This is a genomic window from Amycolatopsis sp. NPDC000009 (assembly GCF_055563465.1).
The window spans coordinates 89,566-111,708 of the sequence record NZ_JBVHDI010000007.1 but is presented as its reverse complement, the minus strand read 5'-3'; the positions used below and the strand labels follow the sequence as shown (position 1 = coordinate 111,708).

Here is a 22,143-nt window from a genome sequence, read left to right as displayed (position 1 = left end):
GGTAAGTGTCCTAAGGGACGGACTAACGGGTGGTGTAGTTCGGCGCCTCGACGGTCATCGTGATGTCGTGCGGATGGCTCTCCTTGAGCCCGGCCGCGGTGATCCGCACCAGCTGCGCCTCCTGCAGCTCGGGGATGGTCGACGCGCCCGCGTACCCCATTCCCGACCGCAGCCCGCCCACCAGCTGGTGGACGACGTTCGCGAGCGGCCCGCGGAACGGGATCCGCCCCTCGATGCCCTCGGGGACCAGCTTGTCCTCGCTCAGCACGTCGTCCTGGGCGTAGCGGTCCTTCGAGTAGGACTTCGCCTGGCCGCGCGACTGCATGGCCCCCAGCGAGCCCATGCCGCGATAGGTCTTGAACTGCTTGCCGTTGACCAGGATCAGGTCGCCGGGCGATTCGGCGGTTCCCGCGAGCAGGCTGCCGAGCATCACCGTGGACGCGCCGGACGCGATCGCCTTCGCGATGTCGCCCGAGTACTGGATACCGCCGTCGCCGATCACCGGGATCCCGGCCGGACGTGCGGCCTGGTCGGCCTCGTAGATCGCGGAGATCTGCGGCACGCCGACCCCGGCGACGATGCGGGTGGTGCAGATCGAACCGGGGCCGACCCCGACCTTGATCCCGTCCGCGCCGGCTTCCACCAGCGCCTGCGCGCCGGCCCGGGTCGCGACGTTGCCGCCGACGATGTCGACGGTGTCGCCCAGTTCCTTCTTCAGCAGCGCGACGGTCTCGACGACGGCGCGGGAGTGCCCGTGCGCGGTGTCGACCATCAGCACGTCCACCCCGGCGTCCGCCAGCGCCATCGCGCGCTTGTGCCCGTCCGGGCCGACCCCGACGGCGGCACCGACGATCAGGCGGCCGTTGGTGTCCTTGGAGGCGTTGGGGTACTGCTCGGTCTTGACGAAGTCCTTGACCGTGATCAGCCCGCGCAGCTTGCCGGCGCCGTCGACGATGGGCAGCTTCTCGATCTTGTGACGGCGCAGCAGCCCGAGCGCGGCCTCCGCGGTGACGCCGACCTGCGCGGTGACCAGCGGCGGCTTCGTCATCACCTCGTGCACCGCACGGGTGTGGTCGACCTCGAACCGCATGTCGCGGTTGGTGATGATGCCCACCAGGGACCCGGCGGCGTCCGTCACCGGCACACCGGAGATCCGGAACCGCGCGCACAGGGCGTCGACCTCGGCGAGGGTGTCCTCGGGCGAGCACGTGACCGGGTCGGTCACCATGCCGGCTTCGGAGCGCTTCACGACCTCGACGGCGGCCGCCTGGTCGTCGATCGGCAGGTTGCGCTGCAGCACGCCCATCCCGCCCTGACGCGCCATCGCGATGGCCATCCGGCCCTCGGTGACCGTGTCCATGGCGGCGGAGACCAGCGGGATGTTCAGGGTGACGTTGCGCGAGAGCCGGGTGCGGGTGCTGACCGCACTGGGCACCACGTCGGACTCGGCCGGCAGCAGCAGCACGTCGTCGAAGGTCAGCCCGAGCATGGCGAACTTGCTCGGGACGGGGGCGGTGACGCTGTCGCTGGTCATAGCAGGCGAAGGGCCTTCCTGGCGGTGATGGAGGGAAGCCGCCGTGGCTGGTGGCATCGTGGCGGGGGCCTGCTCCTCATGATATCCGGGCCGGGCGGCCGCCCGGCCCGGGTGGGCGCCCGGTAGCGTGCAGGCGTGCCGCAAGATGCGTTGCCCCCAGACCCGTTCGCGGATGACCCGGACGACCCGGCCCGCGCGTTCATCGACGACGCCGACCGGCTCGACGAGCCGATCAGCGACGAAGAACGCACCGAGTTGCTGGCCGATCTCTCCGATCTCGCCGTCTACCAGGCGCTCCTCGAGCCGCGCGGGGTGCGCGGGATCGTGGTCGACTGTGGTGAATGCGACGAACCCCACTACCACGACTGGCATCTGCTGCGCGCCAGTCTCGAACAGCTGCTCGCCGACGGCCGTATGCGGCCGCACGAGCCCGCGTTCGACCCGAACCCCGGTGACTACGTGAGCTGGGACTACTGCCGCGGCTTCGCGGACGGTGTCACGGCCAACGAGAGCGCCTACTGATCGCGTTTAGCCCGCTAAAGGCGATCGCCTTTAGCGGGCTAAACGCGATCTGAGACAGCGAAGGGCCTGGTGAGAGAGATCTCACCAGGCCCTTCGGGCGTTCGCGGGGTGTTAAGGCGTCGTCTCGACCGCACCGGGAGCCTGCGCTCCGGCGCCCGGCGACGGCTCGTTACGCGAGCCACCGGGGTCGTTGCCCGAGGCCGGCGGCGTCGTGGACGTCGTGGGCGCTGGCGGCTCGCTGGTCGTGGTGGGCGGAGTCGGCGAGGGAGTCGTGGTGCCCGGCAGACTCGTGCCGGGGTTGCCGCCTCCAGGCAGCGACGTCGGCGGAGCGGTCGGCTGCGGAGTGGGCTGTGGTGTGGTCGCGACCGGAGTCTGCGTCGGCCGCTGCTGATCCGGCGGCAACGGCTGCTGGCCGGGGTTCTGCAGCTGAGCGCTCAACTGGCGGTGCTGTTCGAGCAGCTGACCGCGGTTTTCTTCGTCGGTCACCTGGCTCAGCGCGGCCTGGGCCTCGTCGAGCGCCTTGCGGGCGTCGTCGAGGCGCCCGCCGGCGAGCGCGAGGTTGGCGTTCTCGAGATCGATTTTGGCCGCGGCGGCGGCCTCGACCGACCGGGCGTGGTCGGCGTAAAGCACCTTGGTCAGGCCCCAGAGCGTGTCACCAGGCTGCGCGTCCTTCGCGGCGAGACCGGTACCGGCGAAGGCGATGGCCAAGACGGCCGCGGCGGCGGCCACCGGGACCAGCAGCCGGCGTCTTCCCCCGTGTTTGCGGGCGAGCGCGGCGGTCTTCACGGTGACGACGGCGGTGTCGACGTCGACGAGTTCCGCGAGCGGTTCGCTGTCGATGTCACGCCGCCAGGCCAGCAGCAACGCATTGAGCTCTTGATCGCCGAGGTCGTCGGCCATCTTCGGATCCGAGCCACCGAGTGCGTCGAGCAGCGCGTCATCGGCCTGGACGGCCGACAGATCCGCGGCGAACTCGGCCTCCGAGGGCGTCAGCCCTCTTTCAAAGGCCGTCAGTTCACGATCGGTCCCAGGGGAGAACCGATGGTCGCGATCGGTCACTCAGATCACCTCCTCAGCGGCCAGAACCTTACGTAGGCGCGCGAGGGCGCGATGCTGGGCCACCCGGACGGCGCCTGGGGTGGACCCCACGGCCTCGGCCGTCTCTTCGGCGGACAATCCCACGACCACCCGCAGGACCACGATCTCACGCTGTTTGTCGGGTAGGACGCGCAGCAGCTGCGACATGCGCTCGTTCAGCTCGCCTTGCAGGGCACGCTGCTCGGGACCGACGCCGCCCTCGACCTCGTCGGGGACTTCGGCGACCGGTTCGGCGCGGTTACGGGCCGCGGCGCGATGCGCGTCGGCCACCTTGTGCTGGGCGATCCCGTAGACGAAGGCCAGGAACGGGCGGCCCTGATCACGGTACGAAGGCAATGCCGTGAGCACCGCGAGACACACCTCCTGAGCAACGTCGTCTGCGGAAGCGAACGAACGCTCCTGCCTGCCAACCCGAGCGCGGCAGTACCGCACTACCAAAGGACGGATGGCCGCCAGCAACCGCTCGACCGCTTGAGGGTCACCCTCAACAGCAGCGGCGACCGGCTCATCCAGTCCGTCCCCCACATTGGCCATCGCAGACAACAGTCCCAGTGTTACGTATAGGCGTGCAAAGAGTCCGGCGTGTGACTTCGGAATCCACTACCGGTGACAACTACCGTACCGCTCGGGCTCGCCGCCTTCGTTGACGGCCGCCATCGGCGCGCCGCCCTGCCGGCGAGCACGCTGAACCCGGATCTTCCTGGTCCCTTTCGCTCGTGGTCGAACTTTCAACGAGCCGGAACACAGTGGGGTACGACGGTCCACCCGGAGGCGGACTCGCTCGGGCCAGGGTGCCCGAGCGGTGAACAGAAAAGCGCGAAGCGTGACAGGGAACACAGGTACGGGCCAGGGGTGTACCCCCGGCCCGTTCGTCACCCGTTGTGCGATCTCGCCGTCGAAATCAAGAAAGCGTTGTCAGGAAACAAGTCCACGGCGGAATCCGTGGGCAACCGCCTGAGCGCGGTCTCGCACGCCGAGCTTGCGGAACAAGCGGCGCGCGTGGGTCTTCACGGTGTCTTCGGACAGATACAGCTCTCGGCCGATCTGCCCGTTGCTCTTGCCCTGGCTCATCCCGCGAAGCACCTGAAGCTCTCGCTCGGTGAGCTGGACACCGGGGTCCGACGGCTGACGCGGCGCCGGCACCGAGGTGCTGGCGAGCGTGTGCGCCAGTGCGGCGACCAGCTCGGGACGCGAGGCGTCCCAGCGCAGGTAGCCGCGGGCTCCGCCGGCGATGGCGGCGGCAATGCTGCCCGCGTCGTCCGGGGCGCCGAACACGATCACGTTCGCTTGGGGGTTCGCCGAGACGAGCCGCCGGGTGGCTTCGACGCCGGTCGGGACGGCGCGCTGGGTACCGACCAGCACGACGTCGACCGGCTGACGGGAGTACCGGGCCAGCAGCTCGTCACCGTGCGCTACGCAGTCGATGCGACTGACCCCTGGGACCGCGGACATCACTCGGGTGAGCCCTTCGCGGACACTGCGTCGGTCGTCGCAGATCAAGACCGTCGTCACGGGGTTTCCTTCCTGCAGCCGGGTGACATTCCACTTCCCCTATCGGACGCTTTAGCCCGAACCTTGACACGATCCGGTGGCTTTTTTTGAAAGTTCTTAGCCCGGTTGCCGGAATGGGCCCTCCAACAGGCTAGACGCCGTCAGAGGGGCACCCACGGAGATTGCCGGGCGAGCCACCTCCCGCAAGGATCCGCATGCCGTAACACTGCGTGCAACACTTCCGCCCCTCTGAATCGATACTCATCGGCGTGTCCTGCCCCGAAGTCCGCCCCGACCAGGCACGCCACCCACAAAAGTGAATTGAATTCGTATTTTTCAGCGGTTTCGCGCGCACTCTCCACCAGCGCTTTCGCGCGCTCCCGCTCAGCGGAACCGCCATTCGCGATCGTCACGCCGAGTACAAGCTGTGATTTGACGACGTGCCGGCACGCACCCCTGGCGCGCGCTGTTTCCCACGCCATTTCCGCAGGTGCGATCGCCGCGGCGGAAATGTTACTCGCCAGTTCGATTTCCGCGCCGACCCAGCCCGCCCTCGTCCGGGTCCGCCAGTTGCCGGTGTGCGCGCCCGCACGGGCGAGCAACCTCCGGGCGACGGCGAGCCTGCCGCGCCCCAGATTGTCCGCCGCGAGGCCGAGGAGGGCGTCCGCCCGCGCCCCCTCGGCGTCCAGACCGTCGGGGTCCGGCTCGCCTCGCGGCTCCGTGACCACCCGCGCGAGCGCCTCGCCGTCGAGGACGAGGGCCGCCGCATGCCCGCCCAGCTGCCGCCGATGCGAGGCCAGCGTGCTCGCGGCCAGCGACGCGACCACCGGATCCTTCCCCGTGCGCAACCCGTTCAGCAGCGTGGCCGCCGCCGCGTACCGGCCGCGGGCGCCGAGCCCGATCGCGGCGAGCAACCGTCCGCGAGACGACGCGGGCACCGCGAAAGAGTTCGGCGGCGGCACGCCGTCGCCGAACGCGGCGGACCGCAAGGACGATTCCATGCGTCCTTTCTATCGCCTCGCACCGACAAGAACGTGCTCAATCCGGTCGGCGGCGGTCGCGAGTTCGCCGAGCAGTTCGATCTTGTCCGGGAGGGCGGCGGGGTCCCAGCCGGGGCCGCACGCGAAGAGCCTGCTGCGCTGACGGCCGCGGGACACCCTGGCGAACAGGCGAGGGTCCGCCGTCGCACGTCGTCCCGACCACAGCACCACCGCCGCCGGGACGCTGCGGCGCACGGTCACCGCGAGCACCTCGGCGGGCAAGGAGGCCCCGAACAGCTGGGCGCCGATCCGGCGTCCCGCCAGCGCCGCGGCGAGCGCGTACATGGGCAGGTTGTCGCGCTCGTCCGGGACGCAGGTCAGCAGGACCGGTCGCTGGTTACGCGGTTCATGCAGCACCGGCGTCGCGCGGACGAGGGCGGCGTACACGCATTCGGCGAGCAGATACTCGACCTCGGCTCCGGCGCTGACACCGCGCCAGCGCGCGCCGAGCGCTGTCAGGACCGGCGAGACGACACCCGTCCAGGCCGGCAGGACGCCGAGTTCGCGGATCGTGTCGGCGAGCATGCGCTGGACCGCGCCGAAATCCATCGCGAGCGCTGCGGTGCTCAAGCGCCTGGCGAGACGAGATGGAACGTCATGATCGTCGGCGGGCGGCGCGGCGGCCCGCTCGTCCACTTGGACCACGGCGGCTTCGGGCGGCTCCGTCGTCGTCCGGGGCATCTGCTCCAGCGCGTACTTCGCCGCTTCGGCCGTCGAGGCGCCGCGAAGCAACGCGCGCTGCATCAGTTCGAGGCGGCCGATGTCGGAACTGCCGTAGCGACGGTGACGGCCGTTGGTGTGACGGCTCGGCCCTACGCCGTATCTGCGATCCCAGGTGCGCAGGGTGGACGGCGCGACCCCGAGCCGACGAGCGACCGAGGCCACCGGCAGGGTGGGTTCTTCACTGCTGATCCGAGATCCCACTCGACCCAATATCCAGGCAGCCCGGGACGGCGGCAACCGGAACGGAAAGTACCGCTCACACATCCGGGGGATGCCTAACGGCTGAATCGTCTTGAATCTCTTGAACAAGTATTGGCGCGCTTCTAACGTTACCGCCGTTGCACCGAATGGAGTATCCGCAGCGCAGCAGAGCAGGTAAACGCTTCGACCGGATGACGGAGGCGGTCAGGATGGCGGACACACGCAGGCTCCCAGGGCCCAACGCGGATGTATGGGACTGGCAGCTCGAAGGGTCGTGCCGAGGCATGGACAGCGCGTCCTTCTTTCACCCTGACGGCGAGCGCGGGCCGGCCAGAGCCCGCCGCGAGGCGAGGGCCAAAGCCGTGTGCCTGGCCTGCCCGGTACTGGCCATGTGCCGGAACCACGCGCTCGCCGTGCACGAGCCGTACGGGATCTGGGGCGGCCTGTCGGAATCGGAACGCGAGCACATCATCAAGGCGGACAAGCGTCAATTGAGCATGTCGAACGGCTGATCCGGCCGAGTCGGCAACGCGGAAGGGCGGCATCCGGGTGGGGTGCCGCCCTTCCGCGTCTCCGGCGCCGGATCGCGATTAGGGGGCTAAACGCAGGTCGGTGCGGCTGGGGGCACCCGCGCCACCCGGATCGCGTTTAGCCCGCGAAACGCAAGTCGGCCCGGCCGCCGCTCTCCGACCGCCGCATCGCGTTTAGCCCGCGAAACGCAGGTCGGGCGGCAGATCGCGATTAGGGGGCTAAACGCAGGTCGCCGACGGGCACAGCAAAACGGGGCGGCACTCCGGATGGAGTACCGCCCCGCTTCAAGGGGTGGAACTAGTGCGCGTGGCCGTGACCGGCCGCGGCGGGCTCCTCCTCGACCGGCTTCTCGACGATGGAGCTCTCCGTCGTGAGCACGAGCCGGGCGATGGAAGCGGCGTTCGCCACCGCGGACCGGGTCACCTTGACCGGGTCGACGATGCCGGCGGCCAGCAGGTCGGTGAGCTCACCGGTGGCGGCGTTGAAGCCGTGCCCCCAGCTCTGCTCCTGGACCTTGTTCACGATGACCGCGCCCTCGTGGCCCGCGTTGGTCGCGATCCAGAACAGCGGGGCGGACAGCGCGTCGCGGACGATGCGGACACCGGTCGCTTCGTCGCCCTCGAGGCCGAGGCCACCGTCGAGCTCCTTGACCGCGTGCACCAGCGCCGAGCCACCGCCGGGCAGGATGCCCTCTTCGACGGCCGCCTTGGTCGAAGCCACGGCGTCCTCGATGCGGTGCTTGCGCTCGTTCAGCTCGGTCTCGGTGGCCGCGCCGACCTTGATCACCGCGACACCGCCGCCGAGCTTCGCCAGCCGCTCCTGCAGCTTTTCGCGGTCCCAGTCGGAGTCGGTGTTCTCGATCTCCTTGCGGATCTGCGCGACGCGGCCCGCGATGTCGTCCTTGGTGCCGGCACCGTCGACGAGCGTGGTGTCGTCCTTGGTGACGACGATCCGGCGGGCGTTGCCCAGCTGGGCCAGCGTGGTCTCGGACAGCTTGTGCCCGATCTCGGCCGAGATGACCTCGCCGCCGGTGACGACCGCGAGGTCGTCCAGGAACGCCTTGCGGCGGTCGCCGAAGAACGGCGCCTTGACCGCGACGGCGGTGATCGTCTTGCGCAGCGAGTTCACGACGAGGGTCGAGAGCGCTTCGCCGTCGACGTCCTCGGCGATGATCAGCAGCGGCTTCTTGGCCTCGACGACCTTCTCCAGCACCGGGAGCAGGTCGGCCAGCGCCGAGATCTTCTCGCGGACCAGCAGGATGTAGGCGTCCTCGAGGATCGCCTTCTGCTCCTCCGGGTTGGTCGCGAAGTGCGCCGACAGGAAACCCTTGTCGAACTGCACACCCTCGGTGATCACGAGCTCGGTCGCCAGCGTGGACGACTCCTCGATCGTGATGACACCGTCTTCGCCGACCCGCTCGACGGCCTCGCCGAGCAGGGCGCCGATGGCCGCGTCACGGGAGGTGACGGTGCCAACCTGGGCGATGTTGTCGCGCCCCTTGACCGGGGTCGCCTTCTCCTTGAGGACCGCGATGACCTTCTCCGCGGCGGCCTCGATGCCACGGCCGACGGCGGTCGGGTTGGCACCGGCGGCGACGTTGCGCAGGCCGACCTTCACCAGCGACTGCGCGAGCACGGTCGCGGTCGTGGTGCCGTCACCGGCGACGTCGTTGGTCTTGGTGGCGACGCTCTTGGCGAGCTGGGCGCCGAGGTTCTCGAACGGGTCGTCGAGCTCGATCTCACGAGCGACGGTGACGCCATCGAGGGTGATGGTCGGGCCACCGAACTTCTTGTCGAGTACGACGTGGCGACCGCGCGGGCCGAGGGTGACCTTGACCGCGTCGGCGAGCTTGTTCACCCCGCGCTCGAGCGCGCGACGAGCGTCCTCGTCGAAACTGATCTGCTTGGGCATGGCCTGTTCCGCTTACCTTCCAGTTCTAAAGCTCGGAAAACACGAACGCCCCGTTCCCCGGCAATGCGGGGCCCGGGGCGTCATGCGCTGAGAGCGGACGTCAGTTGATGACGGCCAGCACGTCGCGAGCGGAAAGGATCAAGTAGTCCTCACCGTTGTACTTCACTTCGGTGCCGCCGTACTTGGAGTAGATGACGACGTCGCCGACAGCCACGTCCAGCGGAACGCGGTTGCCCTTGTCGTCGATGCGGCCCGGGCCCACGGCCAGAACCTTGCCCTCCTGGGGCTTCTCCTTGGCGGTGTCGGGGATGACGAGGCCGGAAGCGGTCGTCTCCTCGGCCTCACTCGTCTGGACAACGATCTTGTCCTCGAGCGGCTTGATGTTCACGCTCACCGGGTTGACCTCCACGGTCGTCGAAAGCGTTGGCAGGATTAGTTACGGCTCCTACCACCCCCGCCGTCGCGGGTGCCGGGGCGTGTTCGGGCCGTGCAATTAGCACTCTAGCCATGTGAGTGCCAGCTTCGCAAGGAGGGTCCGCTCACCCCGGGGAAACTCGGCCGCCGAGCCCCTGACCGGCCGTTTTGCTCCGCCCGGCACCACCGGATCGCGATTAGGGGGCTAAACGCAAGTCCGCGAGGTCGGTCACCAGGGCATCGGGGTCGAGCGCCGCGAGGGCCCGGCGTTTGGCGGGCGTCTTCGCCAAAGCGATCGAAGCGACGCCGGCGGCGCGGGCGGCCAGGATGTCCGCGGCCGAGTCGCCGACCATGACGCACTGCCCCGGCGACGTGCCGAGAGCCTTCACCGCGGCGTCGAGGAGCGCCGGCTGAGGCTTCAGCCTCGCGGGGTCGCTCGTCGTCCGCGCGCTGATCCCGCGAACGAACTCGGCGAGCTCGTGCAGCCCCAGGAAGGACCGGATCGCGTCGACGGAGTTGTTGCTGACGATCGTCACCGTGAATCCCTGGGCACGCCAGTCGCGGAGCACGTCCGCGACACCGGGCGACGGCGAGATCTGCGCGACGGCCTCCCCTTCGAAGCGGGTGAGCTGCCGCTCGACGACATGCCCGGCGTTCGGGCCGCATGAGGCCGCGAACCGGAGCACGTCGAACGGATCGGCCGAGTCGAGCACCTCGGGCTCGATGAGGCGGTTGAGCCTGTCCGCCACCTCGCTCGCCGGCAGCCTGGCGAACACGTCGCACACCGGCCCGTCGAAGTCGAGGAAGACGTGGTCCTTCTCCCGTAGAAGCTCCATGCCCCCACCTTGGCACCGACCTGCGTTTAGCCCCCTAATCGCGATCTGGAGGGGCCTTACGGGCAAAGCCGGTTTCTGGTTAGGTTCCGACCGTTGGGGTCGGTCCTGTTCAGCAGACCTAGTCACTGGGGGTATACGCCCATGCCGCGTCCCTTCCGTCCCGTAACCCTCGAGCCGCTCCGGCGCCGGTCCAAACGGACCGCCGGGCTCGCGGTCCTCGCCCTCGCCGCCGGCCTCCTCGCCGCGGCCCCTGCCGAAGCCGCTCCTGCGGACCAGCAGCGTCAGCGGGACTTCGCGGCCGCCGCGCGGGAGTTCGGCGTCCCGGAGAACGTCCTGCTCGGCGTCTCCTTCCTGGAGTCGCGCTGGGATTTCAACGCCGGCACCCCGAGCACGTCCGCCGGGTACGGCCCGATGCACCTGACCGACCTGCGCGAGGCGGGCACGGGCACGCATCACGACGAAGGCGAGGAAGACCCGCGCGGCGACGACGCCCGCCCGGCGAAACTCCCGGAGACGCCGGCGCCGAAGCCTCCCCCGCCCGGTCTCCAGACCATCGACGAAGCGGCCACGCTCATCGGCCAGGACGTCGCGACGCTGCGCACGAACACCACCCAGAACATCCGCGGTGGCGCCGCCCTGCTGGCCAAGTACCAGCGCGAGACCGGCGACTGGAGAGCCGCCGTCGCGCGCTACAGCGGCGAGAAGGACGCGGAGGGAGCGCAGTCCTTCGCCGACGAAGTCTTCGACACCATCTCCATGGGCGTCAGCCGCAGGACCGACGACGGCCAGAACGTCACCCTCGCCGCGTCACCGGTGAGCCCGGCACGCGCCCAGGCCGAAGACCCGAAGATCGAGTGCCCGAAGAAGCTCTCGTGCCTTTCGGTGCCGGCGCCGTACCAGGAGTTGCCGGACAACGACTACGGCAACCACGACAAGGCGAACCGGCCGAAGAGCCAGAAGGTCGAATACATCATCATCCACGACACCGAGGGCTACTGGGACACGGCGATGGACCTTGTCACCGACCCGACGTACGTGAGCTGGCACTACACGATCCGCTCGTCCGACGGCCAGATCGCGCAGCACGTGCCGACCAAGGACGTCGCCTGGCACGCGGGCAACTGGTACGTCAACGCGAAGTCCGTCGGCATCGAGCACGAGGGCTTCGCCGCGAAGGGCACTTGGTACACGGAGGCGATGTACCGCACCTCCGCGAAGCTCGTCGCCTACCTCGCGCGGAAGTACGACATCCCGCTCGACCGCGCGCACATCCTCGGCCACGACAACGTCCCCGGCACGCTCCCCTCGACGATCCGGGGCATGCACTGGGATCCGGGCCCGTACTGGGACTGGGCGCACTACTTCGACCTGATGGGCGCGCCGCTTTCCGGTTTCGGCCGTCCCGGCTCTCCGCTGGTGACCATCACCCCGGACTTCGCCACGAACCAGCCCGCGTTCACCGGCTGCGAGGCCGCTGGAAAGCCTTGTCCGGCAAGGGGTTCCGGTTCGGTCGTACTGCGCAGCGAGCCGAGCGACTCGGCGCCGCTGCTCAAGGACATCGGCCTGCGCCCGGACGGTTCGGCGAGCACGATGGCCGTTTCCGACATCGGCAGCCGCGCGGAGACCGGCCAGCGGTACGTGGTCGCCGAGCGTCGTGACGGCTGGACGGCGATCTGGTACCTCGGCCAGAAAGGCTGGTTCCGCGACCAGCGTACGACGAGCCCGGCGTTCGGCCTGGTCGTCACGCCGAAGCCGGGTCTGACGACGGTGCCGGTGTTCGGCCGCGCGTATCCCGAAGCCGAGGCCTACCCGGCGAACGTGCCGGTGCAGCAGGTCGTCCCGCTGCCGTACACGTTCTCGGCCGGCCAGCGGTACTCCGTCGGCAACGTGCTCGGCTCGGAGTACTACTCGGCGACGACGTTCGACCCGGCGAACCACGTGGTCGTCAAGGGCAAGACGAAGTACGTGCAGATCCAGTTCGGACACCGCATCGCCTTCGTGAAGGCGGACGACGTCCGGATCCTGCCCGCCCTCTGAGGCCGTCCCCGGGGTCAGGAGTCCAGCGCGACCTTGACCCCGGGGGCGTGCTCGGTGTTCCGCCGCGTCTTCGACCAGCCGTTGCGGCCGCGCACCAACCGGAACAGCGCCCGCCACGACGTGATGTAGAACGTGTAGATGTACAGCGCGTAGGCGAAGCCCATCCCCAGTCCACGTAGGACATTGCGGCTCTTCAGGCATTTGAACTGATAGATCGGGCCCCACACGATGAACGGCAGCAGCCCGAACGAGCCGTAGATCGCGAACAGGATCCACGCGCCGTCGTCGGCGAACCAGGTCCACACCTGTGCCGGATCACCCGCGGTGCTGAAGAGCAGCAGGATGAACGGGATCGGGTACAACAGCGAGCCGAGCAGCTGCATCCACGGCTGCGCGAGGTAGTACATCATCTCCGCCGCGCCCAGCGTGCTCACATGCGGCGAATCCCAGATCCGCCGGAGATACCGCGAACACTGCATCGTGCCCTGGCCCCAGCGCGTGCGCTGCACCAGGAACCGCCGCAGGCTGTACAGACCTTCCTGCTTCACATGGGAATCCGGGGTGTAGCCGGTCCGCCAGCCCGCGGTCAGCAGGTGCACGCCGAGCTCGAAATCCTCCAGCAGCGAACCGCGCCACGGCTGTTCGTCCGGCCCGGCGATCGAGTCCAATGCGGACAGCCGGGTGAACTGACCGTTGCCACCCATGGAGATCGTGCCGGTGAAGCCGCGCGAGGTCTGGATGGCCGCGATGGCCGTGCGGAACTCCAGATCCTGCATCTGGGCCAGCTTCAGCCCGAAAGCACGCGAAAACCAGTTCTTCCCCGGCGGGCGGGTGCCGGCGTTGCCCATCCAGACGTCGAGCTGGACGGCGCCGATCGTCTCGTCGCCGAAGAGATGGTCCGCGGCGCACACCTCCAGGCAGTTCGCCGCCGGCCGCCCGTCCGCGTCGACGACCACGACGACCACGTCGTCACGGCGCGCGTCCGGGCCCATCCAGTCGTTGAGCGCCTGATACGCCGCGTTGAGCGCGTCGCCCTTGCCCGTCCTCGCCTCCGGACGGCGCCGGGGAACGAGATGCAGGTACGGGTCGTAGCCGCCGTTGCGCCGCCAGATCGACCTCACCACCCGCGCCGTGCGGTCCTCGGAGTCGTCGTCGACGACCCAGACGTGTGCGTGCCGGAACGTCGACCGCAGGTATCGCACGGTCTCGCGGATGACGGTCTGTTCGTCCCGGCACGGCACGAAGAAGTGCCAGGTGAAGTCGGCGGCGTCACCGACTGGTGCGGGTTTTCGCCGCAGGTACGGCACGACGATCACGACCACGTACACGATGAACGCCACGCTCATCGTGAGCGCGAAGGCCTGCGTGATCGCCAGAAGGATCTTGATCGAGCCGCCGCCCATCAGGCGGCCACGCGTTCGGCACGGGGCTTGCGGGTGCTCAGCCAGACGAACAGCACGAGGGCGATCGCGCCGCCGAGGACGCTGACCATCGAACCGAGCAGGGTGTGACCCCAGTAATAGCCTTCGTCGATACCCATCACGTTCACGAGCCCGACGATGGCCAAAACCCTCATCTGATTGACAAGAATGACGACGACCGCGGAAATGAGCAACGAAGTGAAGAGCCGCTTCGCATTTCTCGGACGGAAATACAACATGACGGCCGTCACCAGCAACAGTGGCAGCAACATGAATGCCGACGAGCATTCCGGAGTCATTCTTAACCCGAGTGGAGTATCGCCGGACAACCCAAAGTAGACAGTCTCGCGTTCACCGGCGACGAAGACACCCGATGTGGTGATGACCCTCAGTATCAGGCCCGAGAACTGGACTTCGAAAACCCGGTACAGGCGTTCGGCCAGCACCAGGCCGACCGCGACGGCGAGTACCGCCAGCACCGCTATACGCAGCGGAAACCGGCTGGAACTCGGCAAAGGAGCGCTCGCAACGGCCACGATGACCCTCTCAGGAAAGACGCAGCAGACGACGGGAGACGTCGAAGCGGACAGGGACCTCGCCGACGAGCGTAAGTCAGCGAGAACCGGCCCTTTCGACCGGGGTTCGCCTTTTCAAGGTGATCATGGAGCCTTTCGGCACGATCGTGGAGAAACTGACTAGGCCGAAAGAGTGACACCTGCGGCGACCTGTGGAAAATGTCCGCAAGACCACCCGATCCGGTGATCCTCGCAGTTTTCCGTTCAATTTAAGAAACACTCGGCGATAGACGATCCGCGAGCCGAGTCAGGCCAGCTGAGGATTCGTCCGCGACGGTTGTGCCCTCGTGCCGACCGCAGATCCAGAGAAACTCCCCACGAATCAATTCGGAGGACCAGTTGAAGAACACGCACCTCTTGCGACGAGGTGGACTGCTCGCCGCTGTGGTGGCGAGCGTGGCCATCGCCGGCGCGGCGCCCGCCTCGGCGGCCCCCGGTGACGGCTCCGCCTACGGCGTCAAGGTCGATGTGAAGCTCCTCGGCCTCGACGCGGTGAAAGCCGGGCCGCTCGCCGAGGCGAAGACCTCCGGGCCGACCGCCAACAGCCTCGCGAAGGTCGACCTCACCGGCGTGCTCACCGCGGGCGCGATCAACACCGAAGCCAAGCGCGACGACAACTCCGGTGCCGTGACCGCCAAGGCCAGCACCGCCGATGTCGGCTTGCCACTGCTGAAGAGCGCGCTCGGCAACGTCGGCGTCAAGGTCGTCGAAGCCACCTGCACAGCGACCCAGAAGGGTGTGCAGGGTGCGACGAACCTGGTCGGTGCGAACCTCGGCAGCGCGGGGACGGTCGACTCGACGCCCGCCCCGAACACGCAGATCAAGGTCGGCCTCGGCACCGTCAACGTCGCGACGATCATCCTGAACGAACAGATCAAGAACAGCGACGGCAGCCTCACGGTCAACGCCATCCACGTGAAGCTGCTCGGCGAGGCCCTCACCCCGCTCGGTTCCGGCGACGTGATCGTCTCGTCGGCCACCTGCGGTCCGGCCGGTCTGCCCGTGCCGCTCGCTTCGGGCGCGGGGCTGTGGATCGGTCTCGGCCTGCTCGGCGCCGTCGCCATCCCGGTCGGTATCCGCGTCGTCCGCAACCGGCGTCCGGCGACCACCGCCTGACCTGGGTGAAGTGAGGTCGAAATGTACAAGTTGCCTGGCGCCGGAGTCGGCGTCGCCGGTGGCGGGGTGGGTGCCCTCGCCGCCACCGGGGCCGACATCGGCTGGTGGCTGGCCGTCGGGGTGATCCTGCTGGTTCTCGGAACCATCGCGGTCATCGCGGGCTATCGCCGCACGAAACGGCTCGGCGAGATGGGGAGCTGACGCTTCCCAGGACGGAACGGCCGCCGGCGTGGGCCCCTCGCGCGCCGGCGGCCATCTCCCGCGTTTTGCGGGACACTCGAAACGTGGATGAGGAGCGCGAACGCGTGGATGTGATGTTGCTGGCCGGAACGCGGCCGGAGGCGGTCAAGCTCGCGCCGCTGGCGTTGGCGCTGGCGGAGCACCCGCACCTACGGCCCTTCGTCGTCCACAGCGGACAGCATCAGGGCATGGTCGAACAGGCGCTGATCCCGTTCGGACTGCCGGTCGACGCGTGGCTCGACACCCCGCCCAGGACCACCGGTACCCAGGCGGAACTCGTTTCCGGGCTGCTGCCCGCGCTCGACGACGTGCTGCGACGTGTCGCACCGGCTGCGGTCGTCGTCCAAGGCGACACGACGACGGGACTGGCCGGCGCGCTCGCCGCGTTCTGGCAGGGCATCCCGGTCGTACATCTGGAGGCGGGCCTGCGCACGCACGACCTCGCCGCGCCGTTCCCCGAAGAGGGGACGCGGCAGATGATCTCGCGGATCGCCGCCCTGCATCTCGCGCCGACACCGGCCGCGGCCGCCGCGCTGCGCACGGAAGGGGTTCCGCGCCAACGGATCGCGGTCACCGGCAACACCGTCGTCGACGCCGTGATCGCGATCGCCGAGCGGGATCTCCCGGCGAGGGACACCGCGCTCGCCTTGCTGGAGATGGAAATCGCCGAGGCGGGCGAACGCCTCGTCCTCGTGACGTCACATCGGCGCGAGTCCTGGGGCGAGCCGCTGAGCCGCACACTCGCCGCCATCGAGCTGATCGTCGCGGAGCACAGCGACGTCCAAGTGCTGTTCCCGGTGCATCCCAATCCGGCCGTGCGGGATCAGGTGACGGCCGCGCTCGGCGGGACGCCGCGGGTGACGATCACCGAGCCGCTCGAATACCCCGACCTCGTGCGCGCGCTGCGGCTCGCCGAGCTCGTCCTGACCGATTCCGGTGGTATCCAAGAGGAAGCACCGACGTTCGGCACGCCGGTCCTGGTGCTCCGCGACGTCACCGAACGGCGCGAAGCCATCGAGGCGGGCTGCGCCTGGCTGGTCGGGACGGACACCGGCCTCATCGCGGACACCGCGGCGAAGGTCCTGAGTGGCGACCTCCATCCGACGCACGCCGGAAACCCTTACGGTGACGGGAATGCCGCCGCCTTGTCGGTGGCGGCGCTGGAGGAGCTGCTCAACCTCGCCCCGGCGCCGCGCACCGCCGCCGAATCGCGCTAGATCGAGACGATCTGCACCGGCAGGGCGGGATTCGCGGAGAAATCGAGCGATGCCCGCGGCCGTCCGGCGGCGACCACGTGCGCGCCGAGCGCGGCGATCATCGCGCCGTTGTCGGTGCACAGCCGCGGCCGCGGGACCCGCAGGGTGATCCCGGCTTCGGCGCAGCGCTCGGCGGCGAGTTCGGACAGTCGCGAATTCGCCGCCACGCCGCCGGAGATCACCAGCGTGTCCACGCCGTGTTCCTTGGCCGCGCGGATCGCCTTCATGGTGAGCACGTCGGCGACGGCCTCCTGGAACGACGCGGCGACGTCGTCGACGGGAATGTCCTCACCGCGGCGTTCGGCGCCTTCGACCCAGCGGGCGACGGCGGTTTTCAAGCCGGAGAAGGAGAAGTCGAACTTGGCGTCGCGCGGCCCGGTCATTCCCCGGGGGAACGCGATGGCGGCGCCGTCACCGTTCTTGGCGGCCTTGTCGATGGGCGGGCCGCCGGGGTACGGCAGGCCGAGCACGCGGGCGACCTTGTCGTAGGCCTCGCCCGCCGCGTCGTCCACAGTGGACCCGAGTTCGGTGATCTCGGAGGCGATGTCGTCCACCAGCAGCAATTGCGTGTGCCCGCCCGAAACGAGCAGGGCGAGAAACCGGTCGGGCAACGGGCCGTGCTGGAGCGTGTCGACGGCGATGTGCCCGGCCAGGTGATTGACGCCGTAGAGCGGGATGTCGAGCGCGGCGGCGTAGGCCTTGGCCGCGGCGACGCCGACCAGGAGCGCACCGGCGAGGCCTGGACCCGCGGTGACCGCGATCGCGTCCACATCGGACAGTTTCAGCCCGGCCTTCTCGAAGGCGCGCTCCACCGTCGGGACCATCGCCTCCAGGTGCGCGCGGCTTGCGACCTCGGGCACGACGCCGCCGAAGCGGGCGTGCTGGTCGACGCTGGAGGCGACCTCGTCGGCGAGGAGCTCGACGGTGTTGTCGTCGTGCAGGCGGACGAGACCGACGCCGGTCTCGTCGCACGAACTCTCGATGCCCATGATGATGCGCGGCATCAGCCCGCCACCTCGTCTCGGACCTGGGCCCGCGGGCGGGCCATCGTGTAGGCGTCGGCGCCGGAGGGCTGGTAGTAGCGCTTCCGGAGGCCGACGCGTTCGAAACCGTGCCGCTCGTAGAGCGTGATCGCCGCGTCGTTGTCGGTGCGGACTTCGAGGAAGACCGGTGCGGCGAGCTCGTCCGCGCGGTCGAGGAGTGCCTTCAGCAGCATGGTGCCGATGCCCTTGCGCTGGTGGCCGGGGTCGACGCCGATCGTGTGGATGCTCGCCTCGTGGTCGCCGCGGCGGCCGACGACGGCGAGCCCGGCGTAACCGATGACCTCGTCGCTTTCCTCCGGACGGACGACCAGGTAGTAGCCGCCGCCGTCGAGTTCGGCGTGGAAGGCGTAGGCGCTCCACGGCGAGTCGCCGGGGAAGAGGATCTTCTCTATCTCGACACAGCGGGGGATATCCTTGCGGCGTAAGGGTTCCAGCCTCACGGCGTGGTCACCTTCTTGCGCGCGGCCGGTTCGACGGCGTCCGGGCGGCGGAGGTAGAGCGGGGTGAGCTGGGCCGGCTCGTGGTTGAAGTCCTTGCGAGCGGCCTTGACCAGTCCGATGGGTGACGGGAAGCGCGGCTCGATCGGCTGGACACCGAGAGCGTCCGCGTAGAGGAGAGCGCCGTCGCCCGCCGCGACCTTGATGGTGGTCTGAAGGTCGGCAGGCCGCTCGACGTGGGGGCCGTCGGTGCGCGAGCCGTCGGCGGCGTACGCGGCCCAGTAGACCTCGCGGCGCCTCGCGTCGGTGAGGACGAGAAAGGGCGCTTCGCCGGGGGCGACGTCGGCGGCGATCGCGTCGAGGCTGCACACCGGGTACGCGGGGATGCCGAGTGCGTGGGCGAGCGACGCGGCGGTGGCCATGCCGGCGCGAAGGCCGGTGAAGGGGCCGGGGCCGACGCCGCAGACGATGGCGTCGAGCTCGCGAAGCGTGACGCCCGCGGCCTTGACGGCTTCGAGGGCGTGGGGCGTGATCAGCTCGCCGTGCGCGCGGGGGTCGACCGTGACGCGGTCGCCGCGCGACTCGAGGACGTCGCCGTCCAGGGCGACGAGGCCCGCGGTGACCGCCGGGGTCGAGGTGTCGATGGCCAATACCAGCACGGTTACCCAGCCTACGACCAGCGCCCCGGATCGCGTTTAGGGGGCTAAACGCAGGTCGGGTGGCGTGGCCGCTCCCCCGCCGCCGGATCGCGTTTAGCCCGCTAAACGCGACGCGCGCCGGGGCCTGCCGGGGCCCCGCGACCCGGCCGTCGGATCGCGATTAGGGGGCTAAACGCAGGTCGGCCCACCGTGTGAAGCAGGTCGCAGGGGTGCGGGTAGGCAGCGCGGTACGGTCCTGCGAGGGCCACGCGCCCCGCCCGGCGAAGTCGAGCAGGAGGTCACACGGTGCCCGATCGGTTGTTCCCCACACTGGCGAGCGGCTCGGCCAAGGAGGCGCTCCGCTTCGGCGACATCTCCCTCACCTACGACGACGTCGCGGCCGTCGCCGGCACACTGGGCCGCGACCTGCCGAGCGGCCGCGTCGCAATCTGGGCGACGCCGTCGGTGCACACCAGCGTCGCCGTCGTCGCCGCCCTGCTCGCCGGCGTCCCCGCCATCCCGCTCAACCCGAAGATCGGCGAGCGCGAGCTCGCGCACATCCTCACCGACAGCGAGCCCGTCCTCGTGCTCGCCGAACCGGGCGTCGACCTGCCCGCAGGGCTCAGCGGTCTGCCGCGCCGCGACATCGTCCTCGAAGGCACCCCTGTCGATCTCCCTGCGGAACCGGGCGCCGAAGTCCCGGCACTGATCGTCTACACCTCCGGCACCACCGGCCCACCCAAGGGCGTCGTCCTCCCCCGGCGCGCCATTTCGACCACCCTCGACGCGCTCGAGGACGCCTGGGGATGGACTGCCGATGACGTCCTGGTCCACGGTCTCCCGCTGTTCCACGTGCACGGCCTGATCCTCGGCATTCTCGGCCCGCTCCGGCGCGGCGGCTCGGTCCGGCATCTCGGTCGCTTCTCCACCGAGGGCGTCGCACGCGAACTCGCCTCCGGAGCGACGATGATGTTCGGCGTCCCGACCATGTACCACCGCATCGCGGGCGAAGTCGGTGAAGACCCGTCGCTCGCCGAGGCGCTCAGCAGCGCTCGGCTGCTCGTCTCCGGATCGGCCGCGCTTCCCGTCCACGACCACCAGCGCATCACCGCGGCGACCGGCCGACGCGTGATCGAGCGCTACGGGATGACCGAGACCCTCATGAACACCAGCATCCGCGCCGACGGCGAGCATGTCCCCGGCACGGTCGGCGTCCCGCTGCGCGGCGTCGAACTACGGCTGGTCGACGAAGCGGGCGAGCCCGTCGAGGAGGTCGAGACCGTCGGCGAGATCCAGGTCCGCGGGCCGAACCTGTTCACCGAGTACCTCAACCGCCCCGACGCCACAGAAGCCGCCTTCGACGACGGCTGGTTCCGGACCGGCGACATGGCGACGCGCGACGTGGCCGGGTACGTGAAGATCGTCGGCCGGAAGGCGACGGATCTGATCAAGAGCGGCGGCTACAAGATCGGCGCGGGCGAGATCGAGAACGCGCTCATGGAACACCCCGGCGTTGCCGAGGTGGCGGTGACCGGTGAACCCGACGACGACCTCGGCGAGCGCATCGTGGCCTGGGTGGTGCCCGACGGGGAACGGCCGACGGAGGCGGAGCTCGCCGACCACGTCTCGCGCCTGTTGTCGCCGCACAAACGGCCTCGGGTGGTCCGCTACCTGGAAGCGTTGCCGCGCAACGACATGGGCAAGGTCATGAAACGGGCGCTCGGATGAGCAGGCCCTCGGCGCGGTCCGTCGTCAAGGAGATCGGGACCGATTTCGAGGAGCTGGACGTTCCGCGTTCCGAGGAACCGGACGACGGACCCATCGGCTGGCCGGGTTACCGCTCGGCACGCGAGGCCGCCGAGGAGCGGACCGGAGAAGACGAGTCCGTGCTCTGTGGGACCGCCAGGATCGGTGACGTCGATGCGGTCGTGATCGCCTTCGAGTTCGGCTTCCTGGGCGGGTCGATCGGTCAGCGGACCGGAGATCGTGTCGAAGCGGCGTTCGCGCGGGCCGTGGAGTCCCGGTTGCCGGTGGTGTCGCTGATCGCGACCGGCGGCAGCCGCATGCAGCACGGGATGCGGGCGCTTTCGCAGTTGCAGCGCATCGCGCGGGCGGCGGCCGGAGCCCGGTCGGTGCCGCAGATCTCGGTGCTGCGCGATCCGACGACGGGCGGTGGCTGGGCGACTCTCGGTGCGAGCGCCGACGTCGTTCTCGCGCTGCCCGGGGCGCAGGTCGGTTTCGCCGGTTCCCGCGTGCGGCCTGCCGATGCTTCTCCAGAGGCGTACACGGCCGAAGCGAAGCTCGCGTGGGGCCAGGTCGACCAGATCGTGGCGCCCGTCGACCTTCCTGGGGCATTGGAACGGTGGCTGCGTCTTCTGACTTCGCCGACACCGGAAGCCGCGGAGCCGCCTGGCGCGCTCGGAGCGACGGACTTACCCGAAAGCGGATGGGACGCGGTCCAAGCCGCGCGCGCCGCCGAGCGGCCGAAGGCAGCGAAGTATCTCGACGCGTACTTCGACTGGCGCGAGGAAGTCTCGGGCGATCGATGTGGCGGAGTCGACCCCGGTGTCTTGTGCGGCTTCGGCTGGCGCGGCGGCCGAGCGATCGCGTATGCGGCGCAGTGCGGGACGCCGACATCGCCCGCTGGCTTTCGGACGGCGGCGCGCCTGGTGCGGCTCGCGTCGAGGCTCGGAATCCCGGTCCTCACCCTCGTCGACACCCCGGGCGCGGCGAACGACGAGGCGGCCGAGCGGGCCGGGGCCGGCGCGGCGATCGCGGAGTTGTTCGAGGCAGTCGCGAGCGCGGCTGTGCCGATCACGACCCTGGTGATCGGGGAAGGTGGTTCCGGGGGCGCGCTCGCGTTCGCGGCGCCCGGGTCGACCTGGGTGACGCCCGACGCCTACTTCTCGGTGACCGCACCGGAGGCGGCCGCGGCGATCCTCAAGCTGCCCGCCGACGAAGTCCCCGCCCTCGCGGACCGGCTCCGCCTGCGCCCTCAGGACCTCGTCGACCTGGGGATCGCGCGCTCCGTCGTCGGCCCCGCCGACCTGCGTTTAGCCCCCTAATCGCGATCCGGTGC

22 protein-coding genes are annotated in these 22,143 nt (G+C 69.5%); 8 read left to right on the top strand and 14 right to left on the bottom strand.

All coding sequences use genetic code 11. The features are described 5' to 3' along the window. Positions 1–22: 22 nt before the first annotated feature. Positions 23–1,534 carry an IMP dehydrogenase gene (gene guaB, locus ACZ3HL_RS20755; protein WP_340684712.1) on the bottom strand — a complete coding sequence of 504 codons (1,512 nt, stop codon included), beginning with the start codon at positions 1,532–1,534 and terminating at the stop codon, positions 23–25. A gap of 135 nt (positions 1,535–1,669) precedes the next feature. Between guaB and ACZ3HL_RS20750 the strand changes: the two genes are divergently transcribed. Continuing rightward, on the top strand, positions 1,670–2,056 hold the full coding sequence (locus ACZ3HL_RS20750) for a DUF5319 domain-containing protein (protein ID WP_005166667.1): 387 nt from the start codon (positions 1,670–1,672) through the stop codon (positions 2,054–2,056). A gap of 111 nt (positions 2,057–2,167) precedes the next feature. On the opposite strand, the gene ACZ3HL_RS20745 is transcribed toward ACZ3HL_RS20750, so the two are convergent. The 5 genes from ACZ3HL_RS20745 to ACZ3HL_RS20725 all read right to left on the bottom strand — a co-directional run bounded on the left by ACZ3HL_RS20745 (position 2,168) and on the right by ACZ3HL_RS20725 (position 6,570). After that, the gene (locus tag ACZ3HL_RS20745; protein WP_465415246.1) at positions 2,168–3,115 is read right to left on the bottom strand and encodes an anti-sigma-D factor RsdA; all 948 of its coding nucleotides are present in this window, start codon (positions 3,113–3,115) and stop codon (positions 2,168–2,170) included. After that, the gene (locus tag ACZ3HL_RS20740) at positions 3,116–3,688 is read right to left on the bottom strand and encodes a sigma-70 family RNA polymerase sigma factor (protein WP_026467317.1); all 573 of its coding nucleotides are present in this window, start codon (positions 3,686–3,688) and stop codon (positions 3,116–3,118) included. A 381-nt stretch (positions 3,689–4,069) separates the two neighbouring features. Beyond that, on the bottom strand, positions 4,070–4,666 hold the full coding sequence (locus ACZ3HL_RS20735) for a response regulator transcription factor (RefSeq protein ID WP_003073605.1): 597 nt from the start codon (positions 4,664–4,666) through the stop codon (positions 4,070–4,072). Between the two features lie 140 nt (positions 4,667–4,806). Next, a complete protein-coding gene (locus tag ACZ3HL_RS20730) occupies positions 4,807–5,646 on the bottom strand; it encodes a hypothetical protein (RefSeq protein WP_465532873.1) in 840 nt (279 codons plus the stop codon). 9 nt (positions 5,647–5,655) lie between these two features. Next, complete coding sequence (locus ACZ3HL_RS20725; protein WP_465533164.1) at positions 5,656–6,570, bottom strand: MerR family transcriptional regulator; 915 nt, start codon at positions 6,568–6,570, stop codon at positions 5,656–5,658. 230 nt (positions 6,571–6,800) lie between these two features. Here ACZ3HL_RS20725 and ACZ3HL_RS20720 point away from each other — a divergent pair, with 230 nt between their 5' ends. Next, the gene (locus tag ACZ3HL_RS20720; RefSeq protein WP_073847344.1) at positions 6,801–7,121 is read left to right on the top strand and encodes a WhiB family transcriptional regulator; all 321 of its coding nucleotides are present in this window, start codon (positions 6,801–6,803) and stop codon (positions 7,119–7,121) included. 316 nt (positions 7,122–7,437) lie between these two features. Here the strand turns inward: ACZ3HL_RS20720 and groL are convergent, their stop codons facing one another. The 3 genes from groL to ACZ3HL_RS20705 all read right to left on the bottom strand — a co-directional run bounded on the left by groL (position 7,438) and on the right by ACZ3HL_RS20705 (position 10,301). Continuing rightward, on the bottom strand, positions 7,438–9,051 hold the full coding sequence (gene groL / locus ACZ3HL_RS20715; RefSeq protein ID WP_400936152.1) for a chaperonin GroEL: 1,614 nt from the start codon (positions 9,049–9,051) through the stop codon (positions 7,438–7,440). Between the two features lie 100 nt (positions 9,052–9,151). Next, a complete protein-coding gene (groES, locus tag ACZ3HL_RS20710; protein WP_009072407.1) occupies positions 9,152–9,445 on the bottom strand; it encodes a co-chaperone GroES in 294 nt (97 codons plus the stop codon). Between the two features lie 217 nt (positions 9,446–9,662). Next, complete coding sequence (locus ACZ3HL_RS20705) at positions 9,663–10,301, bottom strand: HAD family hydrolase (protein WP_465415251.1); 639 nt, start codon at positions 10,299–10,301, stop codon at positions 9,663–9,665. 141 nt (positions 10,302–10,442) lie between these two features. Between ACZ3HL_RS20705 and ACZ3HL_RS20700 the strand changes: the two genes are divergently transcribed. Next, the gene (locus ACZ3HL_RS20700; RefSeq protein ID WP_465532871.1) at positions 10,443–12,338 is read left to right on the top strand and encodes an N-acetylmuramoyl-L-alanine amidase; all 1,896 of its coding nucleotides are present in this window, start codon (positions 10,443–10,445) and stop codon (positions 12,336–12,338) included. Positions 12,339–12,352: 14 nt separating this feature from the next. On the opposite strand, the gene ACZ3HL_RS20695 is transcribed toward ACZ3HL_RS20700, so the two are convergent. Then, the gene (locus ACZ3HL_RS20695) at positions 12,353–13,741 is read right to left on the bottom strand and encodes a glycosyltransferase (protein WP_465415254.1); all 1,389 of its coding nucleotides are present in this window, start codon (positions 13,739–13,741) and stop codon (positions 12,353–12,355) included. Then, positions 13,741–14,244, bottom strand: coding sequence for an exosortase P (xrtP, locus tag ACZ3HL_RS20690; RefSeq protein WP_465533162.1), 504 nt, complete (start codon positions 14,242–14,244; stop codon positions 13,741–13,743). The genes ACZ3HL_RS20695 and xrtP overlap by 1 nt, the downstream gene beginning before the upstream one ends. 429 nt (positions 14,245–14,673) lie before the next feature. Between xrtP and ACZ3HL_RS20685 the strand changes: the two genes are divergently transcribed. The 3 genes from ACZ3HL_RS20685 (at position 14,674) to wecB (ending at position 16,907) form a co-directional block, all read left to right on the top strand. After that, on the top strand, positions 14,674–15,450 hold the full coding sequence (locus ACZ3HL_RS20685) for a choice-of-anchor P family protein (RefSeq protein WP_465415257.1): 777 nt from the start codon (positions 14,674–14,676) through the stop codon (positions 15,448–15,450). Positions 15,451–15,471: 21 nt separating this feature from the next. After that, positions 15,472–15,651: an LPXTG cell wall anchor domain-containing protein gene (locus ACZ3HL_RS20680; protein WP_465415259.1), complete on the top strand. Its 180-nt coding sequence runs from the start codon at positions 15,472–15,474 to the stop codon at positions 15,649–15,651. Between the two features lie 104 nt (positions 15,652–15,755). Further along, a complete protein-coding gene (gene wecB / locus ACZ3HL_RS20675; protein WP_465415893.1) occupies positions 15,756–16,907 on the top strand; it encodes a non-hydrolyzing UDP-N-acetylglucosamine 2-epimerase in 1,152 nt (383 codons plus the stop codon). Here the strand turns inward: wecB and tsaD are convergent. Genes tsaD through tsaB form a run of 3 tightly spaced genes read right to left on the bottom strand, consistent with a single transcriptional unit; the run spans position 16,904 to position 19,085 of the window. After that, a complete protein-coding gene (gene tsaD / locus ACZ3HL_RS20670; protein ID WP_465532869.1) occupies positions 16,904–17,950 on the bottom strand; it encodes a tRNA (adenosine(37)-N6)-threonylcarbamoyltransferase complex transferase subunit TsaD in 1,047 nt (348 codons plus the stop codon). The two genes, wecB and tsaD, sit on opposite strands and share 4 nt — an antisense overlap. Next, positions 17,950–18,429: a ribosomal protein S18-alanine N-acetyltransferase gene (gene rimI, locus ACZ3HL_RS20665; protein ID WP_465532867.1), complete on the bottom strand. Its 480-nt coding sequence runs from the start codon at positions 18,427–18,429 to the stop codon at positions 17,950–17,952. The genes tsaD and rimI overlap by 1 nt, the downstream gene beginning before the upstream one ends. After that, positions 18,426–19,085 carry a tRNA (adenosine(37)-N6)-threonylcarbamoyltransferase complex dimerization subunit type 1 TsaB gene (gene tsaB / locus ACZ3HL_RS20660; protein ID WP_465532865.1) on the bottom strand — a complete coding sequence of 220 codons (660 nt, stop codon included), beginning with the start codon at positions 19,083–19,085 and terminating at the stop codon, positions 18,426–18,428. The genes rimI and tsaB overlap by 4 nt, the downstream gene beginning before the upstream one ends. A 285-nt stretch (positions 19,086–19,370) precedes the next feature. Between tsaB and ACZ3HL_RS20655 the strand changes: the two genes are divergently transcribed. Both ACZ3HL_RS20655 and ACZ3HL_RS20650 read left to right on the top strand, forming a co-directional pair. Then, entirely contained in the window at positions 19,371–20,792 is a 1,422-nt protein-coding gene (locus ACZ3HL_RS20655) for an acyl-CoA synthetase (protein WP_465532863.1), read from the top strand. Continuing rightward, a complete protein-coding gene (locus tag ACZ3HL_RS20650) occupies positions 20,789–22,129 on the top strand; it encodes a carboxyl transferase domain-containing protein (RefSeq protein WP_465532861.1) in 1,341 nt (446 codons plus the stop codon). Before ACZ3HL_RS20655 ends, ACZ3HL_RS20650 begins: the two co-directional genes overlap by 4 nt. Positions 22,130–22,143 lie beyond the last annotated feature (14 nt).

Excerpts from the sequence above, each read along its gene's own strand:
- groL (WP_400936152.1), bottom strand. The coding sequence starts at position 9,051 with ATGCCCAAGCAGATCAGTTTCGACGAGGACGCTCGTCGCGCGCTCGAG.
- ACZ3HL_RS20695 (WP_465415254.1), bottom strand. The coding sequence starts at position 13,741 with ATGGGCGGCGGCTCGATCAAGATCCTTCTGGCGATCACGCAGGCCTTC.
- ACZ3HL_RS20705 (WP_465415251.1), bottom strand. The coding sequence starts at position 10,301 with ATGGAGCTTCTACGGGAGAAGGACCACGTCTTCCTCGACTTCGACGGG.
- ACZ3HL_RS20700 (WP_465532871.1), top strand. The coding sequence starts at position 10,443 with ATGCCGCGTCCCTTCCGTCCCGTAACCCTCGAGCCGCTCCGGCGCCGG.
- ACZ3HL_RS20680 (WP_465415259.1), top strand. The coding sequence starts at position 15,472 with ATGTACAAGTTGCCTGGCGCCGGAGTCGGCGTCGCCGGTGGCGGGGTG.
- ACZ3HL_RS20740 (WP_026467317.1), bottom strand. The coding sequence starts at position 3,688 with ATGGCCAATGTGGGGGACGGACTGGATGAGCCGGTCGCCGCTGCTGTT.
- ACZ3HL_RS20720 (WP_073847344.1), top strand. The coding sequence starts at position 6,801 with ATGACGGAGGCGGTCAGGATGGCGGACACACGCAGGCTCCCAGGGCCC.
- tsaD (WP_465532869.1), bottom strand. The coding sequence starts at position 17,950 with ATGCCGCGCATCATCATGGGCATCGAGAGTTCGTGCGACGAGACCGGC.
- ACZ3HL_RS20730 (WP_465532873.1), bottom strand. The coding sequence starts at position 5,646 with ATGGAATCGTCCTTGCGGTCCGCCGCGTTCGGCGACGGCGTGCCGCCG.
- guaB (WP_340684712.1), bottom strand. The coding sequence starts at position 1,534 with ATGACCAGCGACAGCGTCACCGCCCCCGTCCCGAGCAAGTTCGCCATG.
- ACZ3HL_RS20650 (WP_465532861.1), top strand. The coding sequence starts at position 20,789 with ATGAGCAGGCCCTCGGCGCGGTCCGTCGTCAAGGAGATCGGGACCGAT.